We start from the raw sequence: 20,507 nt of genomic DNA on the forward strand, positions 1-20,507 counted from the left end.
TTTCATCGAGCGCCTGAGTAGGACTCATCGCAGGGGAGGTTGCCGGATGAAGTCTGAACAGCGCGTGGCCCTTTCGGAGCCTGTTTCCGACGAGGTCCGCAAGACGACCTGCTACATGTGTGCCTGCCGCTGCGGCATCGACGTCCACCTCAAGGGCGGGAAGATCCGCTACATCGAAGGCAACAGGGATCATCCGGTCAATCGCGGCGTCCTGTGTGCCAAGGGCTCCGCCGGCATCATGCAGCATTATGCCCCGGCGCGGCTGCGCGCGCCGATGCTCAGGACCGGGCCGCGCGGATCTGGCGAATTCAAGGAAATCTCGTGGGACGAGGCGCTTTCGCTCGCCACCCAATGGCTTGAGGAGGTGCGGCAGTCCGACCCGAAGAAACTCGCCTTCTTCACCGGGCGCGACCAGTCGCAATCGTTGACCGGATTCTGGGCGCAGCAGTTCGGCACGCCCAACTATGCCGCCCATGGCGGCTTCTGCTCGGTCAACATGGCGGCGGCCGGCATCATGACCATCGGCGGCGCCTTCTGGGAGTTCGGCGCCCCCGACTGGGACCGGACCAAGCTGTTCGTCATGTTCGGTGTTGCCGAGGACCATGATTCCAACCCGATCAAGATCGGCATCTCCAAGCTCAAGAAGCGCGGCGCCCGCTTCGTTTCGGTCAATCCGGTGCGGACAGGCTATTCCGCGGTCGCCGACAACTGGATCGGCATTCGTCCGGGCACCGACGGTCTGTTGATCCTGTCGCTGGTCCACGAACTGCTCAAGGCGCGCAAGATCGACGTCGACTACATCGTTCGCTACTCCAACGCGACCTGGCTGGTAGTCGATGCGCCGGGCACGCCCGAGCATGGCCTCTTCCTGCGCGACAAGGACGGCAAGGCCCAGATCCACGAGACGGTGACGGAGCAGGTCGTGCCGCTCGGCACGCCGGGCGCGCGGGCAGGGCTTTCGGGTCGCGTGGAGCTGCCGGACGGGCGCTTCGCGGTGCCCGCCTTCCAGCTGCTCGCCGAAAAGTATCTCGATCCGCAATATGCGCCGGAGGCGGTCGCGAAGGAAACCGGTGTTTCAGCCGCGATCATCCGTGGCCTGGCAGCCGAAATCGCGCGCGTGGCCTTCGACGAGGCCATCGTCGTCGACCAGCCGTGGACGGACGTCAACGGCCAGCGCCACGACGGCTTCGTCGGGCGGCCGGTGTCGTTCCACGCCATGCGGGGCCTGTCGGCTCATTCGAACGGGTTCCAGACGGCGCGGGCGCTGCACATGCTGCAGGTGCTTATCGGGGCCGTCGACTGCCCTGGCGGGTTCCGCTTCGAGCCGCCTTACCCCAAACCGGTCGAGGCGCATCCCACGCCGCACGGCAAGGCCGAGCATTTCGGTTCCAACAAGCCGCTGTCGGGTCCGCATCTCGGTTTTCCGCGCGGGCCGGAGGACCTGCTCGTAGATGCCCAAGGGCAGCCGATGCGCATTGACAAGGCATTTTCCTGGGACGCGCCGATTTCGGCCCACGGCCTGATGCACATGGTGATCGCCAATGCGCATGCCGGCGATCCGTACCCGGTCGACCTGATGTTCCTCTACATGGCCAACATGGCGTGGAACTCGTCGATGAACACGGCCGGCGTCATCAAGATGCTTGAGGACAAGGACCCCGCCACGGGCGAATACCGCATTCCGAAGATCATTTACTCGGATGCCTATTCGTCGGAGATGGTCGCATATGCCGACCTGATCCTGCCTGACACGACCTATCTTGAGCGGTACGACTGCATCTCGCTGCTCGACCGGCCGATCTCCGAGCCCGACGCGGTGCAGGACGCCATACGCTGGCCGGTGGTCCAGCCCGACCGTAACGTGCGCCCCTTCCAGACGGTGCTGCTCGATCTCGGCGCGCGGCTGAGATTGCCCGGCTTCGCCGACAACCACGGCAAGCCGCTCTACAAGGACTATGCCGACTACATCGTCCGCCACGAACGCCGCCCGGGCATCGGGCCGTTGGCGGGCTTCCGCGGCAGCAAGGGCGACCGTGCCGGGCGCGGCGCGATCAATCCCGAACAAATCGAACGCTACATCGAAAACGGCTCGTTCTTCTCAGCCCACATTCCGCTCGAGGCGCAATTCTTCAAGCACGCCAACCGGGCCTACCAGGATTTTGGCGTGCGCATGGGCTTCTTTGACGAACCCAAGCCGGTCACCTTCCAGCTCTACCAGGAGACGCTGCAGAAATTCCGGCTTTCGGCCGAGGGCGTGCGCGAGCCGGTGGCGCCGGAAACGCACCGGCAGCGCATCCTCGACACCTTCGATCCACTGCCGGTCTGGTATCGGCCTTTCGAGGAAGCGGCGGTAAGTCCGGACGAGTACCCCTACCACGCCATCACCCAGCGGCCGGCGGCGATGTACCATTCCTGGGGCTCGATGAACGCCTGGCTCAGGCAGATCCATACGAAGAACCCGCTCTATGTACCGGGACCGATCTGCAGCGAACTCGGGCTGGCCACCGGCGACTGGGTCTGGGTCATCTCGCATCACGGCCGCATCAAGGTCGAGATCGCGCGCATGGAGGCGGTGAACCCGAGCACGATCTGGACCTGGAACGCGATCGGCAAGCGCGAGGGTGCGTGGGCGCTCGACAGAGATGCCCCGGAGGCGAAAAAAGGCTTCCTGATGAACCACCTGATCCACGAACTTCTACCGCCGAAGGGCGACGGGCTGCGCTGGTCGAACTCCGACCCTATCACCGGGCAGGCAGCTTGGTACGACCTGCGCGTGCGCATCGAGAAGGCACAGCCGGCCGAGGTCAGCGAGCCGCATTTTACGGCGGTTGCGCCGAAGCGGCTGCATGTGGATGAACTGCGCTACGGGCAGGAGTGGGCGAAATGACCACACTGCCTTCGCTACCGACACCGAAAAAGCTTGGGCTGGTCATCGATCTCGACGTCTGCGTCGGCTGCCATGCCTGCGTCATCAGCTGCAAGGAATGGAACACCGGTGGCTACGGCGCCGCATTGTCCGACCAGAATCCGTACGGCTCCGACGTCTCCGGTGCCTTCCTCAACCGCATCCACAGCTTCGAGGTGGTGCCGGAGGGTGGGCAGGTCATCGGCGAGGCGGGCGAAGCGCGCATCGTGCATTTTCCGAAGTCCTGCCTGCACTGCGAGGACGCGCCCTGCGTGACGGTCTGCCCGACGGGCGCTTCCTACAAGCGCGCCGAGGACGGCATCGTGCTCGTCGACGAGGACAAGTGCATCGGCTGCGGCTTGTGCGCATGGTCCTGCGCCTATGGCGCGCGCGAAATGGATCTGGCCGCTGGCGTGATGAAAAAATGCACGCTTTGCATCGACCGCATCTACAACGAGACGCTTCAAGAGATCGACCGGGTTCCATCCTGCGTGCGGACATGCCCTGCCAATGCCCGGCACTACGGCGACCTTGGCGATCCATCCTCGGAAGTGTCGCGGATGGTGGCAGAACGCGGCGGCTTCGACCTGATGCCGGAGCAAGGCACGCGGCCCACCAACAAGTACCTGCCGCCGCGGGCGCGCAAACCGCTCGCCGCAAGCTCGGCGGTGCTGGCCGAAAATACCGACGGGGCCAGGGGCTTTTTCGCCTGGCTCGACGGCATGCTGGACCGAATCTGACATATGCATCCCGCGCCTTCCATCATCATCTTCACCACGCTGTCCGGCATGGGCTACGGGCTCGCCACAATCCTCGGGCTCGGTTTGCTCGATCCTGGAGCTGCAGCTACGAAAGTCGCGCACGTGCTGGCGCTGGCGATGATCGCCGGCGGCCTGCTGTCGTCGACGCTGCATCTCGGCAACCCGCAGCGCGCCTGGCGGGCACTGTCGCAATGGCGTTCGAGCTGGCTGTCGCGCGAAGGCGCGATGTCGCTCGCGACCTTCGTGCCGTTGACGCTTTCTGCCTGGTTCGCCGTGATCGAAGGCCGCTACGTGCCGACGCTGGGGCTCCTCGGGGCAGCAATGTGCGCTGCGACGGTCTACTGCACCGCGATGATCTATGCCTCGCTGCGCGCGGTGCAGGCCTGGAACACCCAGCTGACGCCGCTCTGCTACCTGCTGTTCGCCGCTGCGGGCGGACTCACCCTCACGACTGTGTTCGCTGCATCTTCTGGCAACAGCGCGTGGCTCCCGGGCATCTTGGCCATAGTAGCGATTGCGGCTGCCTGGATAGCCAAGAACCTATGGTGGACTCGGCAACGCACGCTTGTGCCGCTGTCGACGCCGGAGAGCGCCACTGGCCTCGGCAACATCGGCCGCGTGCGGCTGTTCGAGCGGCCGCATGTCAACGACAACTACCTGACGCGCGAAATGGGCTTCAAGGTCGCCCGCAAGCATGCGGTGAAGCTGTCTAATCTGGCGATGATCGCCGGTGGGGCCGTGCCGATAGCGCTGCTTGCGATTGCGGCATTCTCAGGCGCGGGCGCCGTGGCCATCGTCGCGTCGGCACTGGCGGCGGCGTGTTGCACCTTGGGCATCGTCGTCGAACGTTGGCTGTTCTTCGCCGAAGCACGCCACGCCGTGATGAACTTTTACGGCGGATAGCGAATTCAGGAGCGCTCCGCCTGCTTGCCAGCAGTGTTGACCCTCCGCTTCTTGCCGCGCGAAAGCGCCCAGCGCTTGTGGAACCACATCCACTGGCCCGGATCCTCGCGGATCCAGCGTTCGACCGTGTCATTCAGCAACTGCGTCGTCGCTTGGACGTCGACGGCGCCGTCGTCGCGGCGTGGCAGCTCGAGCTTGTCCTCGATGGCCAGGCGGTAGCGGTTGCCGGGCAACCTGATGCAGTGAGCGGGATAGACGTCGCAGTCGTAGTGTCGCGCGAGCATGGCGAGTACCGGGTTGGTCTCGCATTCGCGGCCGAAGAAGGTCGTCCTCAGCCCGCGATTGAACTTCTGGTCGACGAGCACGCCGACATTGCCGCCACGGTCGAGGATGCCGGCAAGCGCAAAGGACGCGCCGCGCTGCGAGGCAAGCAGGTCGCCCATGCTGGAGCTGCGGGTCGAGAAGATGTACTCGGCGAGGTAGGGATTGTTCGGCGGCCGGAACAGCGCGGTGATCTTCATGCCAAAGGTAGCGGCCGCGATCGGCAGCAGCTCGAAATTGCCGAGATGGCCGGTGAAGACGATGTGCGGCTTGTCCTCGTTGGCGATCCTTGCAAAGTTTTCGGTGCCTGAAACCTCGATACGGCCTGGGACCGCGGCATGCGGATCGAAGTCGAAGATCTGGTCCAGGAAGATGTATTCGGCACCAAGCCGGCCCATGTTGCCCCACATGTCCAAGGCGATGGCCTCGATCTCGGTGTCGCTCTTTTCGGGATAGGCGGCACGCAGGTTGGCCACGGCCACGCGATGGCGGCCGAACCAGGGGCCGACGGTGCGGGCGGCGCTGTCGGCGAAATTCAGCGCCCTGTCGACGGGCAGCAACCTGAGCAGCTTGAGCACGACGAGCGCCACCTGCGCGATCAGCCAGTAGTTCAGCTGGCGTAGTCGCCCCATGATCCGCATCATCGTCGGACTGGGTATCTTGCTGGCCTTCTTGCGCGGCAATTCGGGAAAATCCTCAGTCGATGCGGAGGATGATCTTGCCGAACACGTCGCGGCCTTCCATGCGCTTGAGCGCCGTGTCGATGGAGGTGAAATCCACTTCCGTATCGATGATCGGCTTCACCAGGCCGGCGGCCATCTTCTGCATGGCATTGGCCATGTTCTCCATGCGGCAGCCGAAGGAGCCGAGGATCTTTAGCTGCTGCTGGAATAGCATCATCAGATTCATGTCTGTCGAAACACCCGAGGTCGAGCCGCAGGTGACGAGGCGGCCGCCGCGCTTGAGGCTGAACATGGAGCCGGCCCAAGTGTCCTTGCCGACATGCTCAAAGACGACGTCGACGCCCTTCTTCTTCGTCAGCTTGCGCACCACGCCTTCGAAGCGGTCCTCGCGGTAGTTGATGACGTGGTCGGCGCCCAGCGCCTTGGCCTTCTCGATCTTGTCGTTGGAGCCGACCGTGGTGATGACGGTACAGCCCATCTTCTTGGCGAGCTGGATCGCCGCAGTGCCGATACCCGAGCCGCCGGCATGGACCAGGATGGTCTCGCCAGGCTCCAGCCTGGCGTTGTCGAACAGCATGTGCTCGACGGTGCCGAAGGTGACGGGGGCAACCGCAGCCCCGATGGCGTCGACGCCGGGCGGGGCGGGCACCAGCAGGCGCGCCGGCAGGTTGATCTTCTCCTGGGCGAAACCGTCGAGATGGAAACCGTGCACGCCCGAAACATGCTCGCAGAGATTGTCGCGGCCCTCGCGGCAGGGGCGGCAGAGGCCGCAGGTGCGGGCGCCGTAGATCGAGACGAGCTGGCCGGGGGCAAGGCCGGTCACGCCCGGGCCGACCTGGTCGACTTCGCCGGAGGCTTCGGCGCCGATCACCAGCGGCATCTTGCGCTTGGCGAAGGCCATGCCGCGCCAGCCCCAAACGTCGATGTGGTTGAGTGCGACCGCCTTGATGCGGAGCGTGACCTCACCGAGGCCGGGAGGTGGCGGCGGGGCAATGTCCACCTGCTCGAGCCGGCGGTCCTCGACGAGCTGCAATGCGCGCATGGTGTCGCTAAATCCTTGTCTCTGGAACGTTGAGACGGTCGCTTAGACCGGTTCCAGTGCCATGACAAGGCAGGTGTTCTGGCCGCCGAAGCCGAAGGAGTTGGAGAGTACGGTGCGAACCTTGGCTTCCCGCTTCACGTTCGGCACCACGTCGAGTTCGATCGACGGATCGGGATTGTCGTAGTTGATCGTCGGCGGGATCACGCCTTCGCGCATGGTCATCAGCGAGAAGGCGGCCTCGATCGCACCTGCCGCCGAGAGCGTGTGGCCGATCATTGACTTGTTTGACGACACCGGAATCTTGCGGATGCGCTCGCCGAATACGGTCGAGAGCGACATGTGCTCCATCTTGTCGTTTTCGGGCGTCGAGGTGCCGTGGGCGTTGACGTAGTCGATCTCGTCCTCGCTGAGGCCAGCATCCGCCAGCGCGGCCTTGACGGCGCCGATGGCCGGCGAACCGTCCGGCTTGGAGCGGGTGCGGTGGAAATCGTCGGCCTTTTCGCCGCAGCCGCGCAGGATGCCGAGCACCTCGGCACCGCGGGCAAGCGCGCTTTCCAGCGACTCGAGCACCAGTGCCGCGGAGCCTTCCGCCAACACGAAGCCGTCGCGGTCTTTGGAGAAGGGTTTTGACGCCTTCTCCGGAACATCGTTGTTGGTCGACAGCGCCGACAGCAGCGAAAAGCGGATCAGCGCCTCGGCGGTGGCCGAGCCGTCGGCGCCGATCGAGAGCGCGCGGTCGCATTCGCCGCGGCGGATCGCCTCGACACCGAGCTGGATGGCGGTGGCGCCCGATGCACAGGCGGTCGACAGTGTGATCGGCAGGCCGCGCGTACCGAAGCGCTCGGCCAGGCGATCGGCGATCGAGCCGAACTGCGAGGTGTCGAACATGTCGAGCGAATTTAGGTTGCGGGCGACACGCAGCAGGCGCTCGGAAGCGGAGCCCTCATCGTCGCCGGCATAGAGCGCGAAGCGGTCGGCCCAGTCGAGCTCGACGGGCGGGGAGGCGAGGAACAGCGGACCGTCGAAGTCGCCGGCATCGAAGCCCGCCTCGGCGACGGCCTCCTGTGCTGCCGTTTCCGCGAGCTCGTAGGTCAGGGCGCTGGAGCCCTTGGTGCTTGACGGCAGAAAGTCGACCATGCCGGAGACGCGGGTGTTCAGGTGGTCGACCGGAAAGCGGGTGATCGGGTGGATGCCCGACTTGCCTGCGGTCAGCGCCGCCCAGTTGTCGGCCTTGCCGACGCCGAGCGAGGTGACGACGCCGATGCCGGTAACGGCGACGACGGGTCTGCCGAGATGATCTTTCAAATTGGCCATGTTCTGTCCTGACACCCTTCAGCGCGGCGCGGAGACGAGCGCCACGCCTTCGAATTGGTGATAGCCGACGGCTGTTGCCAGTACATTTCTCGGCGCACCGGCAAATTCCTTCTCGCCAGTTTCGAACGCCGGATAGCCAGCGCCGTTGTCGATGGCGAGGGCCGCGAGCGCAACCGCGAACGGAAACTGCGCTTCCTTCATGTGACCGGTCAGCGACGAAAGCGCACGTGCGGCAATCGCGGGATTGGCGTCGAGCGCAGCTTTTTCAGCCGCGGTCGCGGCGTGTGCGCCGGACGCGCCGGAAATCGCCAGCAGGTTGCCTTGGGGAAGCTCGACCTTGGCCAGGAGCTCGGCGAGCCCTTCCTCCAGGCTGCCATTTCCGCGGCGCCTGGCGCGGCCGGACACGACCGGACCCAACTGGGCATAGATCTTCTGGCCACGGGCCTCGGCATGTTCGCGGGATTCGAGCACCAGGAACGCGCCGCCCGAGCCGGTGACCACGCCACCGCCTTCCGAGCCCTGCCGCTGCCATACCGGCTTCCACGGGCCGCGATGCAGATAACCGGCCAGCTCGTAACCGAGCAGCATGTCGGAATGTTCGGTCTGGAATGCGCCGCCGACCAGGACATGCGTCGATTGGCCCGAACGGATGCGCGCCGCCGCTGTCTCGATGGCGGAGACGCCGGCACCTTCCTCGCCCATGAAGGTGCGGGACGAGCCGGTGACCTTGTGGACGATCGAGATGTTGCCGGCGAGCAGATTGGAGAGCTGGGCGAGGAACAGCGTCGGCCGAAGCTCGGTCGTCAGCTTTTCATTGAGCAGTACGCCACGGTCGCTGCGGGTGTTGGACGCATCGAGGACGCCTGCGTCGACAGATTCGTCCCGCTCGCCGCCGCCTGCCGCAACCACCATGTCCATGGTCGTGCTGAGATCGTCGTTGCCCTTGATGCCGGCGTCGTCGAGCGCCATGCCGGCGGTATAGGTGCCCAGCCTCTGCCAGGTCTCCATCTGCCGCTGGTCGCCGCGCTTGGCGATCTGCAGTCCCCAGTCGATTCCGGGCAGTGGGTGGATGGTGTAGGGCGAGAAGCGCTCGGCATCGATGACCGGCGTCGCACCGGCGGTGCTCAGCTTGTCCCAATGCGCCCCGCCGCCTTCGCCGAGCGAGGAGACGAGGCCGATGCCAGTGATGACGACGTCGCGGTTGGCCATGGGCGGCGTTCGCCTGCTCAGGCGTTCTTGGCCGCGACGAGCGCGTCGATCTTGGCGCAGAGGTTCTTCATGACGAAGTACTCGTCGGTCGAAGCCTTGCCGTCATTGACTTCCTGCGTCCACTTCTCGAGCGGCACCTTGATGCCGAATTCCTTGTCGATCGCAAAGACGATGTCGAGAAAGTCGAGGCTGTCGATGCCCAGGTCGTCGATGGTGTGGCTCTCGGGCGTGATGGTGTCGAGGTCGATCTCGCTGGTTTCGGCAATGATCTTGGCGACTTTCTCGAAGGTCGTGGACACGGCTTTTCCTTTGGTGAGGGCGGTCATGAACCCGGGGCAGATTCTGCGCGCATAGTTTTGTCGGGCTGTCTAATCGGTTTTTCCGGACAGGAAAAGGCCAAATCCTGTGCCTTCATTGGGCGTCCGCTCCTGTACGTTGGGGAAGGCACGTCAAAAGACGATGCGGCCGAGCACATGCAAGTTCTCTCCCTGGAGCCCTACAATGACGGCTTCGCCTTCGCGCGCCGATGCGCCCGTCAGCGCCTGGATGTTCTCGAGATGGGTCACCAGCACGATGTTGTCGGAGCCAGAGAAGTTGCGGATGATCTCCTTTACCGCCGTCACATCGGCCTCGATCGTCGCTTCGGTGGGCTTGTCGAGCGCGGCCAGCGGCTCGACGAGGCTGTCGCCGAAGGCAAGCCGGGCGGTTTCCAGCGTGCGGCAGTAGCGGCTGGAAAGCACCCTCTCGACCGGCGCGGCACGCGCTGCGAACAATGCCCCGATCTTGCGCGCCTGCTGGCGTCCCCGGTCGGAGAGGTTGAGCTGGGTGGCGCATTTTTCGATGTCGAAGCTCGGTGGCTCGACAGTTCCCGTCGTGGCGGCATGACGCAGCAGCACCACGTGGCCGCCATTGCGCAGGAGCGCCCAGCCGGCTTCGGTCGCCTGGGCCGGCATGGCGCCCAGAAACACTATGATGGCAAGCACGAGCCTGAGCATGAATCGTCCCGAATTCGCAATGCGGATATAGGGATGCCAAAGCCGATTGAAAGGCAAGGCGGCCGGCAATCGCAGCGGGTGGCGCAAAGGCGCCGGCCGGCTTGATCGGGATGGGATAGGCGGCAATGCTGGAGCGCGATTCCCCAACCCGTAAGCGCCGATGTCACCACTCGTCGAAACAGTGCTCTTCGTATTCGGTCTCGTCGCCCTGGGCTACCTCGCCGGCGCGACCGGCTATCTGCGGGCCGAAGCCGGGGACCAACTGTCCCATTTTGCAGTCGGGGTGGCGCTGCCGCTGCTCTTGTTCCGCACGATGCTGGGCGCCGATTTCCAGGGTGCGGCGCCCTGGGGCCTGTGGGCCACCTACTTCGCGGCAGTGGCCGTGGCCTGGGCTGCCGGTCATCTGGTGACCACGCGGGTCTTCGGCCGGGACGGGCAGGCTGGTGTGGTCGGCGGCGTCTCCTCTGCCTTCTCCAACCTGGTGCTGCTCGGCATACCGTTCATGCTCGGGGTCTTCGGTCAGGAAGGCTTCGAGATACTGTCGCTGATCGTTTCGGTGCATCTGCCGACGATGTTGATGGCCTCGATCATCCTGTTCCAGCTGTTCGGGCCGCGCAGCAGCGAGCCCGTGCATCCGCTCAGGATCATTGGCGACTTCCTGCGCAAGATCTTCCAGAATCCGCTCATCATCGGCATCCTCGCTGGCCTTGCTTGGCGCTCCACCGGCCTGCCGCTGCCGTCGCTCGCCAACCGTTTCGTCGACGCGCTTGCCAACATCGCCGGCCCAGTGGCGCTGTTTGCCATGGGTCTCGGGCTGAGGAAGTTCGGGATTTCGGGCAATATCCGGCCGGCTCTGGTCCTTTCGGGGCTGAAGCTGTTCGTGATGCCCGCGGTGGCCCTGGGCTTCGCGTGGATGCTCGGCCTGCCGCCGCTGACGGCCAAGGTCGCTGTTGCCGCCGCCGCCCTGCCGTCCGGGGTCAATTCCTACCTCATTGCCACCCAGTTTGGCACCGGCCAGGCACTGGCCTCGAACCAGATGACCATCGCCACGGCCTGTGCGGCGGTGACGACCGCCTTCTGGCTGACGGTCGCAACTGCCGTATTCGGATGAGGCTGGACCAACGTATCTATGCCATAATGCGGTTGATCGCGGACGCCGCGGCAAGATACTAATTTGGCGACCGTAGCGCGGCGGCGCGAGCCCGTCCGCCCGGCGTTTCCAGCGACGACAAGCCTGCATCGACAGGCAGACAGGGAGGCAAACCATGCTCCAGAAAGCCAGTCAGTTCATGCGGCAGGCCAATCTCATCAACGGTGAGTGGGTCCAGGCCGATTCCGGCAAGACCATCGACGTCATCAACCCGGCAACGGGATTGAAGATCGGTACCGTGCCGAAATCGGGGGCCGCCGAGACCCGCCGTGCCATCGAGGCGGCCAACGAGGCGTTCAAGACGTTCCGCAAGACTTCGGCGCTCGAGCGCTCGAAGCTGCTGCGCAAGCTGCATGACGCGATCATGGACAATCAGGACGCGCTGGCCGAACTGCTGACCATCGAGCAGGGCAAGTCGCTGACCGAAGCCAAGGGCGAGATCGGATCTTCGGCCGCCTATGTCCTGTGGTTCGCCGAGGAGGCGCGCCGCACCTATGGCGACGTCGTGCCGTCACCCTGGGCCGACCGCCGCGTGCTCGTCACCAAGGAGCCGGTGGGCGTCATTGCCGCCATCACCCCATGGAACTTCCCGTCTTCGATGCTGTCGCGCAAGCTCGGGCCGGCGCTTGCCGCCGGCTGCACCGCCGTGGTCAAGCCGGCGTCGCAGACGCCTTATTCGGGTCTTGCCTGGGGCGCCTTGTGCGAGGAAGTCGGCTTCCCCAAGGGCGTGGTCAACGTGCTGACCGGCTCGGCCGGCGAGATCGGCGACGAGATCTGCGCCAATCCGCTGGTCAAGAAGATCACCTTCACCGGCTCGACCGAGGTCGGCAAGATGCTGATCGCCAAGTCGGCCTCGACCGTGAAGAAGGTGTCGATGGAACTCGGCGGCAACGCGCCGTTCCTGGTCTTCGACGACGCCGATATCGACCGGGCCGTCGAAGGTGCCATCACCGCGAAGTTCCGCAATTCCGGCCAGACTTGCGTCTGCACCAACCGCTTCTTCGCCCAGGCGGGTATCTACGACAAGTTCGTGGCCAAGCTGGCCGAGGCGTCGAACAAGCTCAAGGTCGGTTCCGGCCTGGACACCGGCGTGCAGCAGGGGCCGCTGATCGACGACAAGGCTGTCGAGAAGGTCGAGGAATTCATCGCCGACGCCACTGCCAAGGGCGGCAAGGTGGTCGCCGGTGGCAAGCGCCACGCGCTCGGCGGCTCGTTCTTCGAGCCGACCGTCATTTCCGGCGCCACGCCCGAGATGATGTTCATGAAGGAAGAGATCTTCGGCCCGGTGGCGCCCGTCTTCAAGTTTGAGACGGAAGAAGAGGCGATCGCGCTCGCCAACGACACCGAATTCGGCCTCGCCAGCTATTTCTACACCGGCGATCTCGGCCGCGCCTTCCGTGTCATGGAAGGGCTGAAATACGGCATGGTCGGCGTCAATGAAGGGCTGATCACCACGCCGGAAGCGCCGTTCGGCGGTGTCAAGGAGTCGGGTCTCGGCCGCGAAGGCGGGCACCAGGGCATCGAGGACTATCTCGACACCAAATATGTCTGCATCGGCGGGCTGGGCTTCTAGGAACTCAGCCAACTGCTGCGAAATCGGCGCGCGGTCTCGGACGAGATCGCGCGTTTTCATTTTCGGGTTTTGACAAGGAGAATCCGGAAATGAATGCAAGATAATGTTTTAATTGGAAGAAAGGCCGGCACTGCGAATGTGGCGCTGTGGTCGAGATAGAGATCATCCGCTTTGCGGTAGATCTTGCTGCCATCGGCTATAGTCGATGCACTCGGGAATGCCGGATCGGCTGAAAACGTTGTCGGCAGGGGGCGAGGAGGGCAGAATTGGCTTCTGCTGCATGGCGAAGGATCTTCGGGGCGGCTTCGTCGGCGAGCGAGGCGGCTGCAGGAGAATGAAGGCGGCTGCGATCAGACATCTCGCTTTGGCTGCTTCGCTGGTGGTGATGCTGGCCGGCAGCAGCGAACCTGATTTCACCGATGCGGAAATGCGCGTCATCGCATCGATGTCGCTGTCGGCGTTGCCGCCATTGCCGGCCGACCCGACCAATCGCTTCGCCGACGATCCCGGCGCCGCCGCACTTGGCGCGACACTGTTCTTCGATACCGGCATGAGCCGCGACGGCAACGTCGCCTGCGGCACCTGCCACAAGATCGACCGGCAGTTTCAGGACGACCTGCCGCGGGGTGTGGGTATCGGCGAGACCAACAGGCGGACCATGCCGCTGGCCGGCGTGGCGCGCGACCCGTTCCTGTTCTGGGACGGGCGCCGCGACAGCCTCTGGGCGCAGGCACTGGTGCCGCTCGAGAACCCCAAGGAGCAGGCGGGCACCCGACTGGCCTATGCCCACTATATCAAGCGCCGTTTCGGCGAGCGCTATGAACGGATCTTCCGCCCGCTGCCTGATCTTTCCGGCCTGCCGGCAAGCGCCGGGCCGTTCGGAACGGCGGCCGAGCAGGCGGCCTGGGCGGCGATGACCGTCGAGCAACGCGAGGGCGTCGACCGGGTGTTTGCCGACATCGGCAAGGCGATTGCTGCCTTCGAGCGCTCGCTCGCGCATCACCAAACCCGTTTCGACCGCTTCGCAGACGCCCTTGCCAAAGGTCGCATGCCCGCACCGGAGAACGATCTTTCTGATCAGGAACGGCAGGGGCTCAGGCTGTTCATCGGCAAGGCCAGATGCTCGACCTGTCACATAGGCCCGCGCTTTACCGACGATGAATTCCACAATACCGGCGTGCCGCCGGTCGCGGGCCTGCCCGAGGATCGCGGCCGCATCGCCGTGCTGGACGAGGTGCTCGCCGATCCGTTCAATTGCCTGGGAAAATTCCGCGACGGCGGGGAGGAGGCCTGCGGCGAGCTGCGCTTCATGCAGAAAGGCTCGCCGGAACTGGTGCGTGCCTACAAGACGCCGTCGCTTCGAGGCGTTGGCGACCGTCCGCCCTACATGCATGCCGGGCAGTTCGCGACGCTGGAGCAGGTGGTGAGCCACTACGCCACGGCGCCGAAGGCGGTCGAAGGCGAGACGGAGATTCATCCGTTGACCTTGTCCGATCAGGAGCGGGCGGCCCTGGTGGCGTTTCTGAAAACGCTGTCGGAGTAGTCAGCGGTCCTTGACCGTCTCCATCGCCACGAAGGTCGATGTCTGGGCGACATGGGGCAGGGCGGAGATGCGCTCGCCGAGCACGCGGCGGTAGGCGGCGATGTCCCTGGTGCGCACCTTCAGCAGATAGTCGAAGCTGGCCGCCATCATGTGGCACTGCTCGATCTCGCGCACGGCATGAACCGCGCGGTTGAAATCGTCGAGCGCGGCCGAACGCGTATCCGACAGCTTGACCTGTACGAAAGCGACATGGCCTTCGCCCATGCGTTCGCTGTCGATGATCGCCTGGTAGCCCCTGATGTAGCCATCCTTCTCCAGCCGCTTGACCCGCGCCTGCACCGGGGTCTTGGAAAGGCCGACTTTCGTGGCAAGCTCGGCCATGGACAGCCGTCCGTCGCGCGACAGGGCGAACATGATATTGCGGTCAATGCGGTCCAGTTGGTCTTCCGACATCTCATTTCTAGCCCATAGCGTGGCCTGATTGCTTCAATCGTAGATCATTTGGCCTACTGCGTCGACTTCTTTGGACCGGCTGCCGAACTGGCGTTATGCTAGCTTCCGGCAAAGGGTTCTGCGGCACCTTTTGCCGCCGCGCCGTCATGCCAACCGCTCCACAGGATCGCCATGCAAGCGCTCGACGCCATCCGCCAGGAAATCCGCGCCAACTACCTCCCGGACGAAGCAGCAGCCGTCAAGCGGCTGGCGGCTCTCGCCAATCTTTCCACTGATGACCGCAAGGCGGTCTCGGCCCGCGCCGCCGACCTCGTGCGCGCCGTGCGCGGTTCGACCGATCCGCGGCTGATGGAGGTCTTCCTCTCCGCCTATGGCCTGTCGACCAAGGAAGGTGTGGCGCTGATGTGCCTGGCCGAGGCGCTGCTGCGCGTGCCCGACACCGAGACCATGGACGACCTCATCGCCGACAAGATCGCGCCGCATGACTGGTCGGCCCACTCGGGCGGCTCGAGCTCGATCTTCGTCAACGCCTCGACCTGGGCGCTGATGCTGACCGGCCGCGTGCTGGACGAGGGCGAGGGCTCGATCGAGCGCACCCTGCGCGCCATGGTGCGCCGTCTCGGCGAGCCGGTGATCCGCACCGCAGTCGCCGCTGCCATGCGCGAAATGGGCGAGCAGTTCGTGCTCGGCCGCACCATCACCGAAGCCGTCAAGCGCGGCCGCTCGATGATCCAGAAGGGCTATCTCTACTCCTTCGACATGCTGGGCGAGGCCGCCCGCACCGAGGCCGACGCCCTGCGCTACCACCGCGCCTATGCCGAGGCGATCTCGTCGCTCGACAACGGCAGCAACGGCCCCGACATCCGCTACAACCACGGCATTTCGGTCAAGCTGTCGGCGCTGCACCCGCGCTACGAGGTCTCGCACCGCGACGACATGCTGCCCGTGATGGCCGAGCGGCTGCTGTCGCTGTGCCTCGCCGCCAAGCGCGCCCGCATGGGTCTCAACATCGACGCCGAGGAGGCCGACCGCCTCGACCTGTCGCTCGACGTCATCGAGCGCGTGCTTGCCCACCCCGATCTGGCCGACTGGTACGGTTTCGGCGTCGTCGTGCAGGCCTATGGCCCGCGCACGGCCTTCGCCATCGACTGGCTCTATGCGCTGGCCAACAAGCTCGACCGCAAGATCATGGTGCGCCTGGTCAAGGGCGCCTATTGGGACACCGAGATCAAGCGCGCCCAGACGCTGGGCCTGCCCGGCTATCCGGTGTTCACGCGCAAGGCCAATACCGACGTCTCCTACATGGCCTGCGCCCGCAAGCTGCTGTCGATGACCGATCGCATCTACCCGCAGTTTGCCACCCACAACGCGCACACGGTCGCTGCCATCCTGTCTATGGCCACCGACCGCACCTCCTTCGAGTTCCAGCGCCTGCACGGCATGGGCGAAGCGCTGCACGAGACGGTGCGCAAAGCCGAGGGCACGCGCTGCCGCATCTACGCGCCCGTCGGCGCCCACTCCGACCTGCTCGCCTACCTGGTTCGTCGCCTGCTCGAGAACGGCGCCAACTCGTCCTTCGTCCATCAGCTAACCGACGAGGACGTGGCGCCCGAGGACATCGCCCGCGATCCGCTGGAGACGGTCGAAACGCAAGGTTCGGCCTCCAACCCGTCGATCCCCACGCCTGCCGCCATCTTCGGCGCCGGCCGCCAGAACGCCAGGGGCTGGGACATCACCGACACCACCACGCTTGCGACGATCGACCATGCCAAGTCCGGCTTCAAGGGGCCTGACCGCTGGACGGCCAAGCCGATCACGCGTGCTGCCGGCTACGGCGCGTCGCGCAAGGTGATCAACCCGGCCAAGCCGTCCGACATCGTCGGCACCGTCACCGAGGCTGCCGCCAAGCAGGTCGACACCGCCGTCCGCATCGCCGTCGAGGCGCAGCCGGCCTGGGCCAAGAAGCCCGTCGCCGAGCGCGCCGCGATCCTGCGCCGCACCGCCGATCTCTACGAGGCCAATGCGGCCGAGTTCTTCGCGCTTGCCACGCGCGAAGCCGGCAAGTCGTTGTCCGACGGCGTCGCTGAAGTGCGCGAGGCGGTCGACTTTCTGCGCTACTACGCTGCCGAGGCCGAGAAGGCCGAGGCCGGCACCGAAGCGCGCGGCGCCATCGTCTGCATCTCGCCGTGGAACTTCCCGCTGGCGATCTTCACCGGTCAGATCGCGGCGGCACTCGTCACTGGCAACACCGTCATCGCCAAGCCCGCCGAGCAGACGCCGCTGATCGCCGCGCGCGCGGTCGAGATGATGCGCGAGGCCGGCGTGCCCGAGGACGTGATCCAGTTGCTGCCCGGTGATGGCCCGACTGTCGGCGCGCCGCTGACGGCCGACCCGCGCATTGCCGGCGTCTGCTTCACCGGTTCGACCGAAGTCGCCAAGCTGATCGAGCGGCAGCTTGCCGAGACCGCTGCGCCCGACGCCATGCTCATCGCCGAGACCGGCGGCCTGAACGCCATGATCGTCGATTCCACTGCGCTGCCCGAGCAGGCGATCCGCGACGTGCTGGCCTCGTCGTTCCAGAGTGCCGGCCAGCGCTGCTCGGCGCTGCGCGTACTCTACGTCCAGAAGGACGTCGAGAAAAAGATGGTCGAGATGCTGAAGGGCGCCATGGATGCGCTCACCGTCGGCGATCCGTGGCTGCTGTCGACCGACGTCGGCCCCGTCATCGACGAGGAAGCGCAGAGCGGCATTCGCGACTACTGCGCCAGGATGGAGGCGAGCGGCAAGCTGATCGCCAAGCTCGACGCGCCCGCCGACGGCCGTTTCGTCGCCCCGCATGTCTTCAAGGTCAAGGGCATCGAGGAGATGGAGCGCGAGATCTTCGGCCCCGTTCTCCATGTCGCGACGTTTGAATCCGACCAGATCGACGAGGTGGTTTCGGCCATCAACCGCAAGGGCTACGGCCTGACTTTCGGCCTGCACACCCGCATCGAGGGCCGCGTCCAGCACATCGTCGACAGCATCCATGCCGGCAACATCTATGTGAACCGCAACCAGATCGGCGCGGTGGTCGGCTCGCAGCCCTTCGGCGGCGAGGGCCTGTCGGGCACCGGCCCCAAGGCCGGCGGCCCGCACTATCTGCGCCGCTTCCGCAAGTCGGCCGAGAGCGGCCAGGTCACCGCGGACGGACGCAAGGTGACGGCGACCGAGTTGGTCGACAATCTCGTCGATGCCGGCGAGTGGGCAACGCGCGGCGACCGCATCGCCATCCTGCGCAAGCACCTGCGCGGCAAAGGTGCAGCCGCCATCGCCGCCGCTGCCGGGATCGACTTCGGCCAGGTGGACCTGCCCGGACCGACGGGCGAGGCCAACACGCTGTCGCTCAATCCGCGCGGTCGCGTGCTGGTGCTTGGACCTGACGCCGATACGCAGCTTGCCCAGGCGATTCAGGCGCTCGCAGCCGGCTGCTCGGTGCTGGCGGTGGCTCCCGGTGCGCCGGCGGCACTGCAGGCGCTGCTCGGCAAGGGCCTGCCGATCGCCGCGCTCGACGCCCGCGCCGATCCGGTCGAGGCACGTGCGCTGGCGGTCGATGCCGTTGCCTATTCGGGCACGCTGGAAGGCATGAAGACCATCCGCAAGGTGCTGGCCGAGCGCAAGGGACCGATCGTTCCGCTGATCAGCGAGGTGATCTACCCGGCGGCCTATGCCCATGAGCGGGCAGTCTGCGTCGACACAACGGCCGCCGGCGGCAACGCCAGCCTGCTGGCGTCGGTCTGACGAAGAAAAGGGGCAGGCTCAGGCCTGCCCCGTCGAATTTGAAGGCGCCAGCGGGTCGCGCCAGCTGACTTCGATCGCCGAGGGCTTGCCCGAGCGCGCGTACCTGCGCGCATTACGGAAGTTCTCCGATGGTCAGCGGCCGATGCCGAGTGGCAGGGTGAACTGCCAGCTGGGCCGGCCCGCCTCGGCAGGGATCGGCGGGAAGGGGGCGGCGCGCCGGACGACTTCCAGGGCCGCGGCGTCGAGTTCGGCCGAGCCGGAACTCTGGACGATGCGGATGCCGTCGACACCGCCCGACGCGCCGACGGTGAAGCTCACCTGCACGTCGCTGCGGGCCTTGGCCCTGGCGGCGCGCGAGATGCCACGCAGGGCGCGGCGCAACTTGGCCGCGACCTTGCCGGGGTAGTTCGAGACCAACGCGTTGCCGGCCGACGCGCTGCCGCCGTTCCTGCCCGTGGTGGCCTTGGTGCCGTTTGCCGCGCCGTCGGCATCGCCCTTGCGGGCGTCCACCTGGCCGTTGCCCGCCGATCCGGCCTTGCCGGGCTTCTCTTTCCTCGCGGGCGCCTTTGCCAGCTTCTTCGGCTGCTCGGCCTTGGTTTCCGGCTTCCTGGCCGGCTTCGGCGCGGCCTTCTTCACCGGCTCCGGCTTCGCCTCAGGCTTGACGGGTTCCGGTTCGGTCTCGGCGACGATCTTTTCAGGAACCGGGGCCGGCGTGGCCGCGGCCTCTATTTCTACAGGCTCGACCCTCGCCATCTCGGCAGGCTTCTGGATGATGTTGTCGTCCTCGACAGGTTCGATCCTGTCTGTGGCGAGGATTTCCGGAAGTGGATCCGTCGTCGCCGGCTGTAGCGGCTGGTCGGTGACCGGCTCGATGATTTCATCCGGCGTTTCCTGGGCCGCAGTTTCGACCGGCTCCACTGGCGAGAGATCCGGCACAGCCTGGGCTTCGGTCGTCTCGACCGGCCTGGCGTCAAGCATGGTGACCATGGTCACGTTGGTGACCGTCCTTGAGTCGATTTCGGACGGATCGCCTGCGGTGGACTGATCCTCGGCGGCATTGCCGAACAGGGTGATGCCGGTGTTGGCGCTTCCCTCGATCAGGATCTGGTCGCTGTCATCGCGGGTCATGACGAACATGGCTACCGCCGAGTGCAGCGCGACGGAGGCGAGTACTGCCGTGAGCCACTTCCGGCTGCGGGCCTTGGCCGGAGCCGAGTTCGGAGCGAGCGGCTCGCTCGCCGGTACCGTCAGCAGCGGGCTGGCGTCGGCAAGGTAAGTCCTGTGCGCCGTGTCGCGGGCGCAGATCCTGAGGGCGCCCTGAGGAATCGCGAAGGCCGGATCGTCGGGCTCGATCGGCCACGCCCCGATGCCTGCCAACGGCCAGGCGACGGTGCTTTTGGCGAAGGCCGGTTCGAGTCCCACGGCAGCCCCTCAGATACCGAATGCGATGTCGGATTTGGATTCGGTGCGCAGCGACTTCAGGCAGGCCGACGGCTCCACGCCAGGGCCTGCGCACTCGGTGGCCTGGTTGACCAGAGCGCGGCTCAGCTTGCCGCAGTCGGTGCCGGGCAGGTCGAACCGTGTCACCTTGGTCTTGCCTGCAGGTAGTTGCTCGAAGTCGAGAACGGTCAGGCGGTCGACCACGCCTGCTTGGTTGAACAGGGCAATCTCGAACGCCGCCCGGGAAAGCTCGGCTCCCAGCCTGTTGCTGACCACGAAGGTGAGGCGGCAGCCCTTGTCGGATGGGGTGACGGCATTGAGCTCGAGCAGCAGTTCCGGCGTTGCCGGGGCGCCTTGCGCCCCGGCGGAACTCACGGCCCCAAGCAGGGCAGTCACTGCCGCTGCCAGAATGCGAAACGTCCCGGTGTTCTCCCTCAT

The 20,507-nt window shown here is 65.7% G+C and carries 16 protein-coding genes; 7 read left to right on the forward strand and 9 right to left on the reverse strand.

Features of this window, described 5'->3' with window-relative positions; translation table 11 throughout:
• The first annotated feature begins 46 nt into the window (after positions 1-46).
• The 3 genes from AmiPiv_RS18510 to AmiPiv_RS18520 are packed head-to-tail and all read left to right on the forward strand — an operon-like array spanning position 47 to position 4,569.
• Complete coding sequence (locus AmiPiv_RS18510) at positions 47-2,887, forward strand: molybdopterin oxidoreductase family protein (protein ID WP_340038966.1); 2,841 nt, start codon at positions 47-49, stop codon at positions 2,885-2,887.
• The gene (locus tag AmiPiv_RS18515) at positions 2,884-3,645 is read left to right on the forward strand and encodes a 4Fe-4S dicluster domain-containing protein (protein WP_340038967.1); all 762 of its coding nucleotides are present in this window, start codon (positions 2,884-2,886) and stop codon (positions 3,643-3,645) included. The genes AmiPiv_RS18510 and AmiPiv_RS18515 overlap by 4 nt, the downstream gene beginning before the upstream one ends.
• Before the next feature lie 3 nt (positions 3,646-3,648).
• On the forward strand, positions 3,649-4,569 hold the full coding sequence (locus AmiPiv_RS18520) for a dimethyl sulfoxide reductase anchor subunit family protein (RefSeq protein ID WP_340038968.1): 921 nt from the start codon (positions 3,649-3,651) through the stop codon (positions 4,567-4,569).
• A gap of 5 nt (positions 4,570-4,574) precedes the next feature.
• On the opposite strand, the gene AmiPiv_RS18525 is transcribed toward AmiPiv_RS18520, so the two are convergent.
• The 6 genes from AmiPiv_RS18525 to AmiPiv_RS18550 all read right to left on the reverse strand — a co-directional run bounded on the left by AmiPiv_RS18525 (position 4,575) and on the right by AmiPiv_RS18550 (position 10,133).
• Positions 4,575-5,534, reverse strand: coding sequence for a lipid A biosynthesis lauroyl acyltransferase (locus AmiPiv_RS18525; protein ID WP_340039088.1), 960 nt, complete (start codon positions 5,532-5,534; stop codon positions 4,575-4,577).
• A gap of 52 nt (positions 5,535-5,586) precedes the next feature.
• Positions 5,587-6,615 (reverse strand): zinc-binding dehydrogenase, encoded by a 1,029-nt coding sequence (locus AmiPiv_RS18530; protein WP_340038969.1) that lies wholly within the window; start codon positions 6,613-6,615, stop codon positions 5,587-5,589.
• A 42-nt stretch (positions 6,616-6,657) separates the two neighbouring features.
• On the reverse strand, positions 6,658-7,929 hold the full coding sequence (locus tag AmiPiv_RS18535; RefSeq protein WP_340038970.1) for a beta-ketoacyl-ACP synthase: 1,272 nt from the start codon (positions 7,927-7,929) through the stop codon (positions 6,658-6,660).
• A gap of 18 nt (positions 7,930-7,947) precedes the next feature.
• Positions 7,948-9,138 (reverse strand): beta-ketoacyl-ACP synthase, encoded by a 1,191-nt coding sequence (locus tag AmiPiv_RS18540; protein ID WP_340038971.1) that lies wholly within the window; start codon positions 9,136-9,138, stop codon positions 7,948-7,950.
• 17 nt (positions 9,139-9,155) lie between these two features.
• Positions 9,156-9,464 carry an acyl carrier protein gene (locus tag AmiPiv_RS18545; RefSeq protein WP_340038972.1) on the reverse strand — a complete coding sequence of 103 codons (309 nt, stop codon included), beginning with the start codon at positions 9,462-9,464 and terminating at the stop codon, positions 9,156-9,158.
• A gap of 123 nt (positions 9,465-9,587) precedes the next feature.
• Positions 9,588-10,133: a histidine phosphatase family protein gene (locus AmiPiv_RS18550; RefSeq protein ID WP_340038973.1), complete on the reverse strand. Its 546-nt coding sequence runs from the start codon at positions 10,131-10,133 to the stop codon at positions 9,588-9,590.
• Between the two features lie 160 nt (positions 10,134-10,293).
• Here AmiPiv_RS18550 and AmiPiv_RS18555 point away from each other — a divergent pair, with 160 nt between their 5' ends.
• The 3 genes from AmiPiv_RS18555 to AmiPiv_RS18565 all read left to right on the forward strand — a co-directional run bounded on the left by AmiPiv_RS18555 (position 10,294) and on the right by AmiPiv_RS18565 (position 14,399).
• Positions 10,294-11,244 carry an AEC family transporter gene (locus AmiPiv_RS18555; RefSeq protein ID WP_340038974.1) on the forward strand — a complete coding sequence of 317 codons (951 nt, stop codon included), beginning with the start codon at positions 10,294-10,296 and terminating at the stop codon, positions 11,242-11,244.
• Between the two features lie 154 nt (positions 11,245-11,398).
• Complete coding sequence (locus tag AmiPiv_RS18560; RefSeq protein ID WP_340038975.1) at positions 11,399-12,856, forward strand: NAD-dependent succinate-semialdehyde dehydrogenase; 1,458 nt, start codon at positions 11,399-11,401, stop codon at positions 12,854-12,856.
• A 334-nt stretch (positions 12,857-13,190) separates the two neighbouring features.
• Positions 13,191-14,399, forward strand: coding sequence for a cytochrome-c peroxidase (locus AmiPiv_RS18565; protein WP_340039090.1), 1,209 nt, complete (start codon positions 13,191-13,193; stop codon positions 14,397-14,399).
• Here AmiPiv_RS18565 and AmiPiv_RS18570 read toward each other — a convergent pair whose 3' ends face one another.
• Complete coding sequence (locus AmiPiv_RS18570; RefSeq protein WP_340038976.1) at positions 14,400-14,852, reverse strand: Lrp/AsnC ligand binding domain-containing protein; 453 nt, start codon at positions 14,850-14,852, stop codon at positions 14,400-14,402. It abuts the gene before it with no gap.
• A gap of 171 nt (positions 14,853-15,023) precedes the next feature.
• Between AmiPiv_RS18570 and putA the strand changes: the two genes are divergently transcribed.
• Complete coding sequence (gene putA / locus AmiPiv_RS18575) at positions 15,024-18,629, forward strand: bifunctional proline dehydrogenase/L-glutamate gamma-semialdehyde dehydrogenase PutA (protein WP_340038977.1); 3,606 nt, start codon at positions 15,024-15,026, stop codon at positions 18,627-18,629.
• Between the two features lie 132 nt (positions 18,630-18,761).
• Here the strand turns inward: putA and AmiPiv_RS18580 are convergent, their stop codons facing one another.
• Together AmiPiv_RS18580 and AmiPiv_RS18585 are read right to left on the reverse strand one after the other, a co-directional pair.
• Positions 18,762-20,051 carry an energy transducer TonB gene (locus tag AmiPiv_RS18580; protein ID WP_340038978.1) on the reverse strand — a complete coding sequence of 430 codons (1,290 nt, stop codon included), beginning with the start codon at positions 20,049-20,051 and terminating at the stop codon, positions 18,762-18,764.
• 9 nt (positions 20,052-20,060) lie between these two features.
• Positions 20,061-20,507: a hypothetical protein gene (locus tag AmiPiv_RS18585; protein ID WP_340038979.1), complete on the reverse strand. Its 447-nt coding sequence runs from the start codon at positions 20,505-20,507 to the stop codon at positions 20,061-20,063.

The sequence above is a fragment of the Aminobacter sp. Piv2-1 genome (genome assembly GCF_037625995.1).
Lineage (GTDB): Bacteria > Pseudomonadota > Alphaproteobacteria > Rhizobiales > Rhizobiaceae > Aminobacter.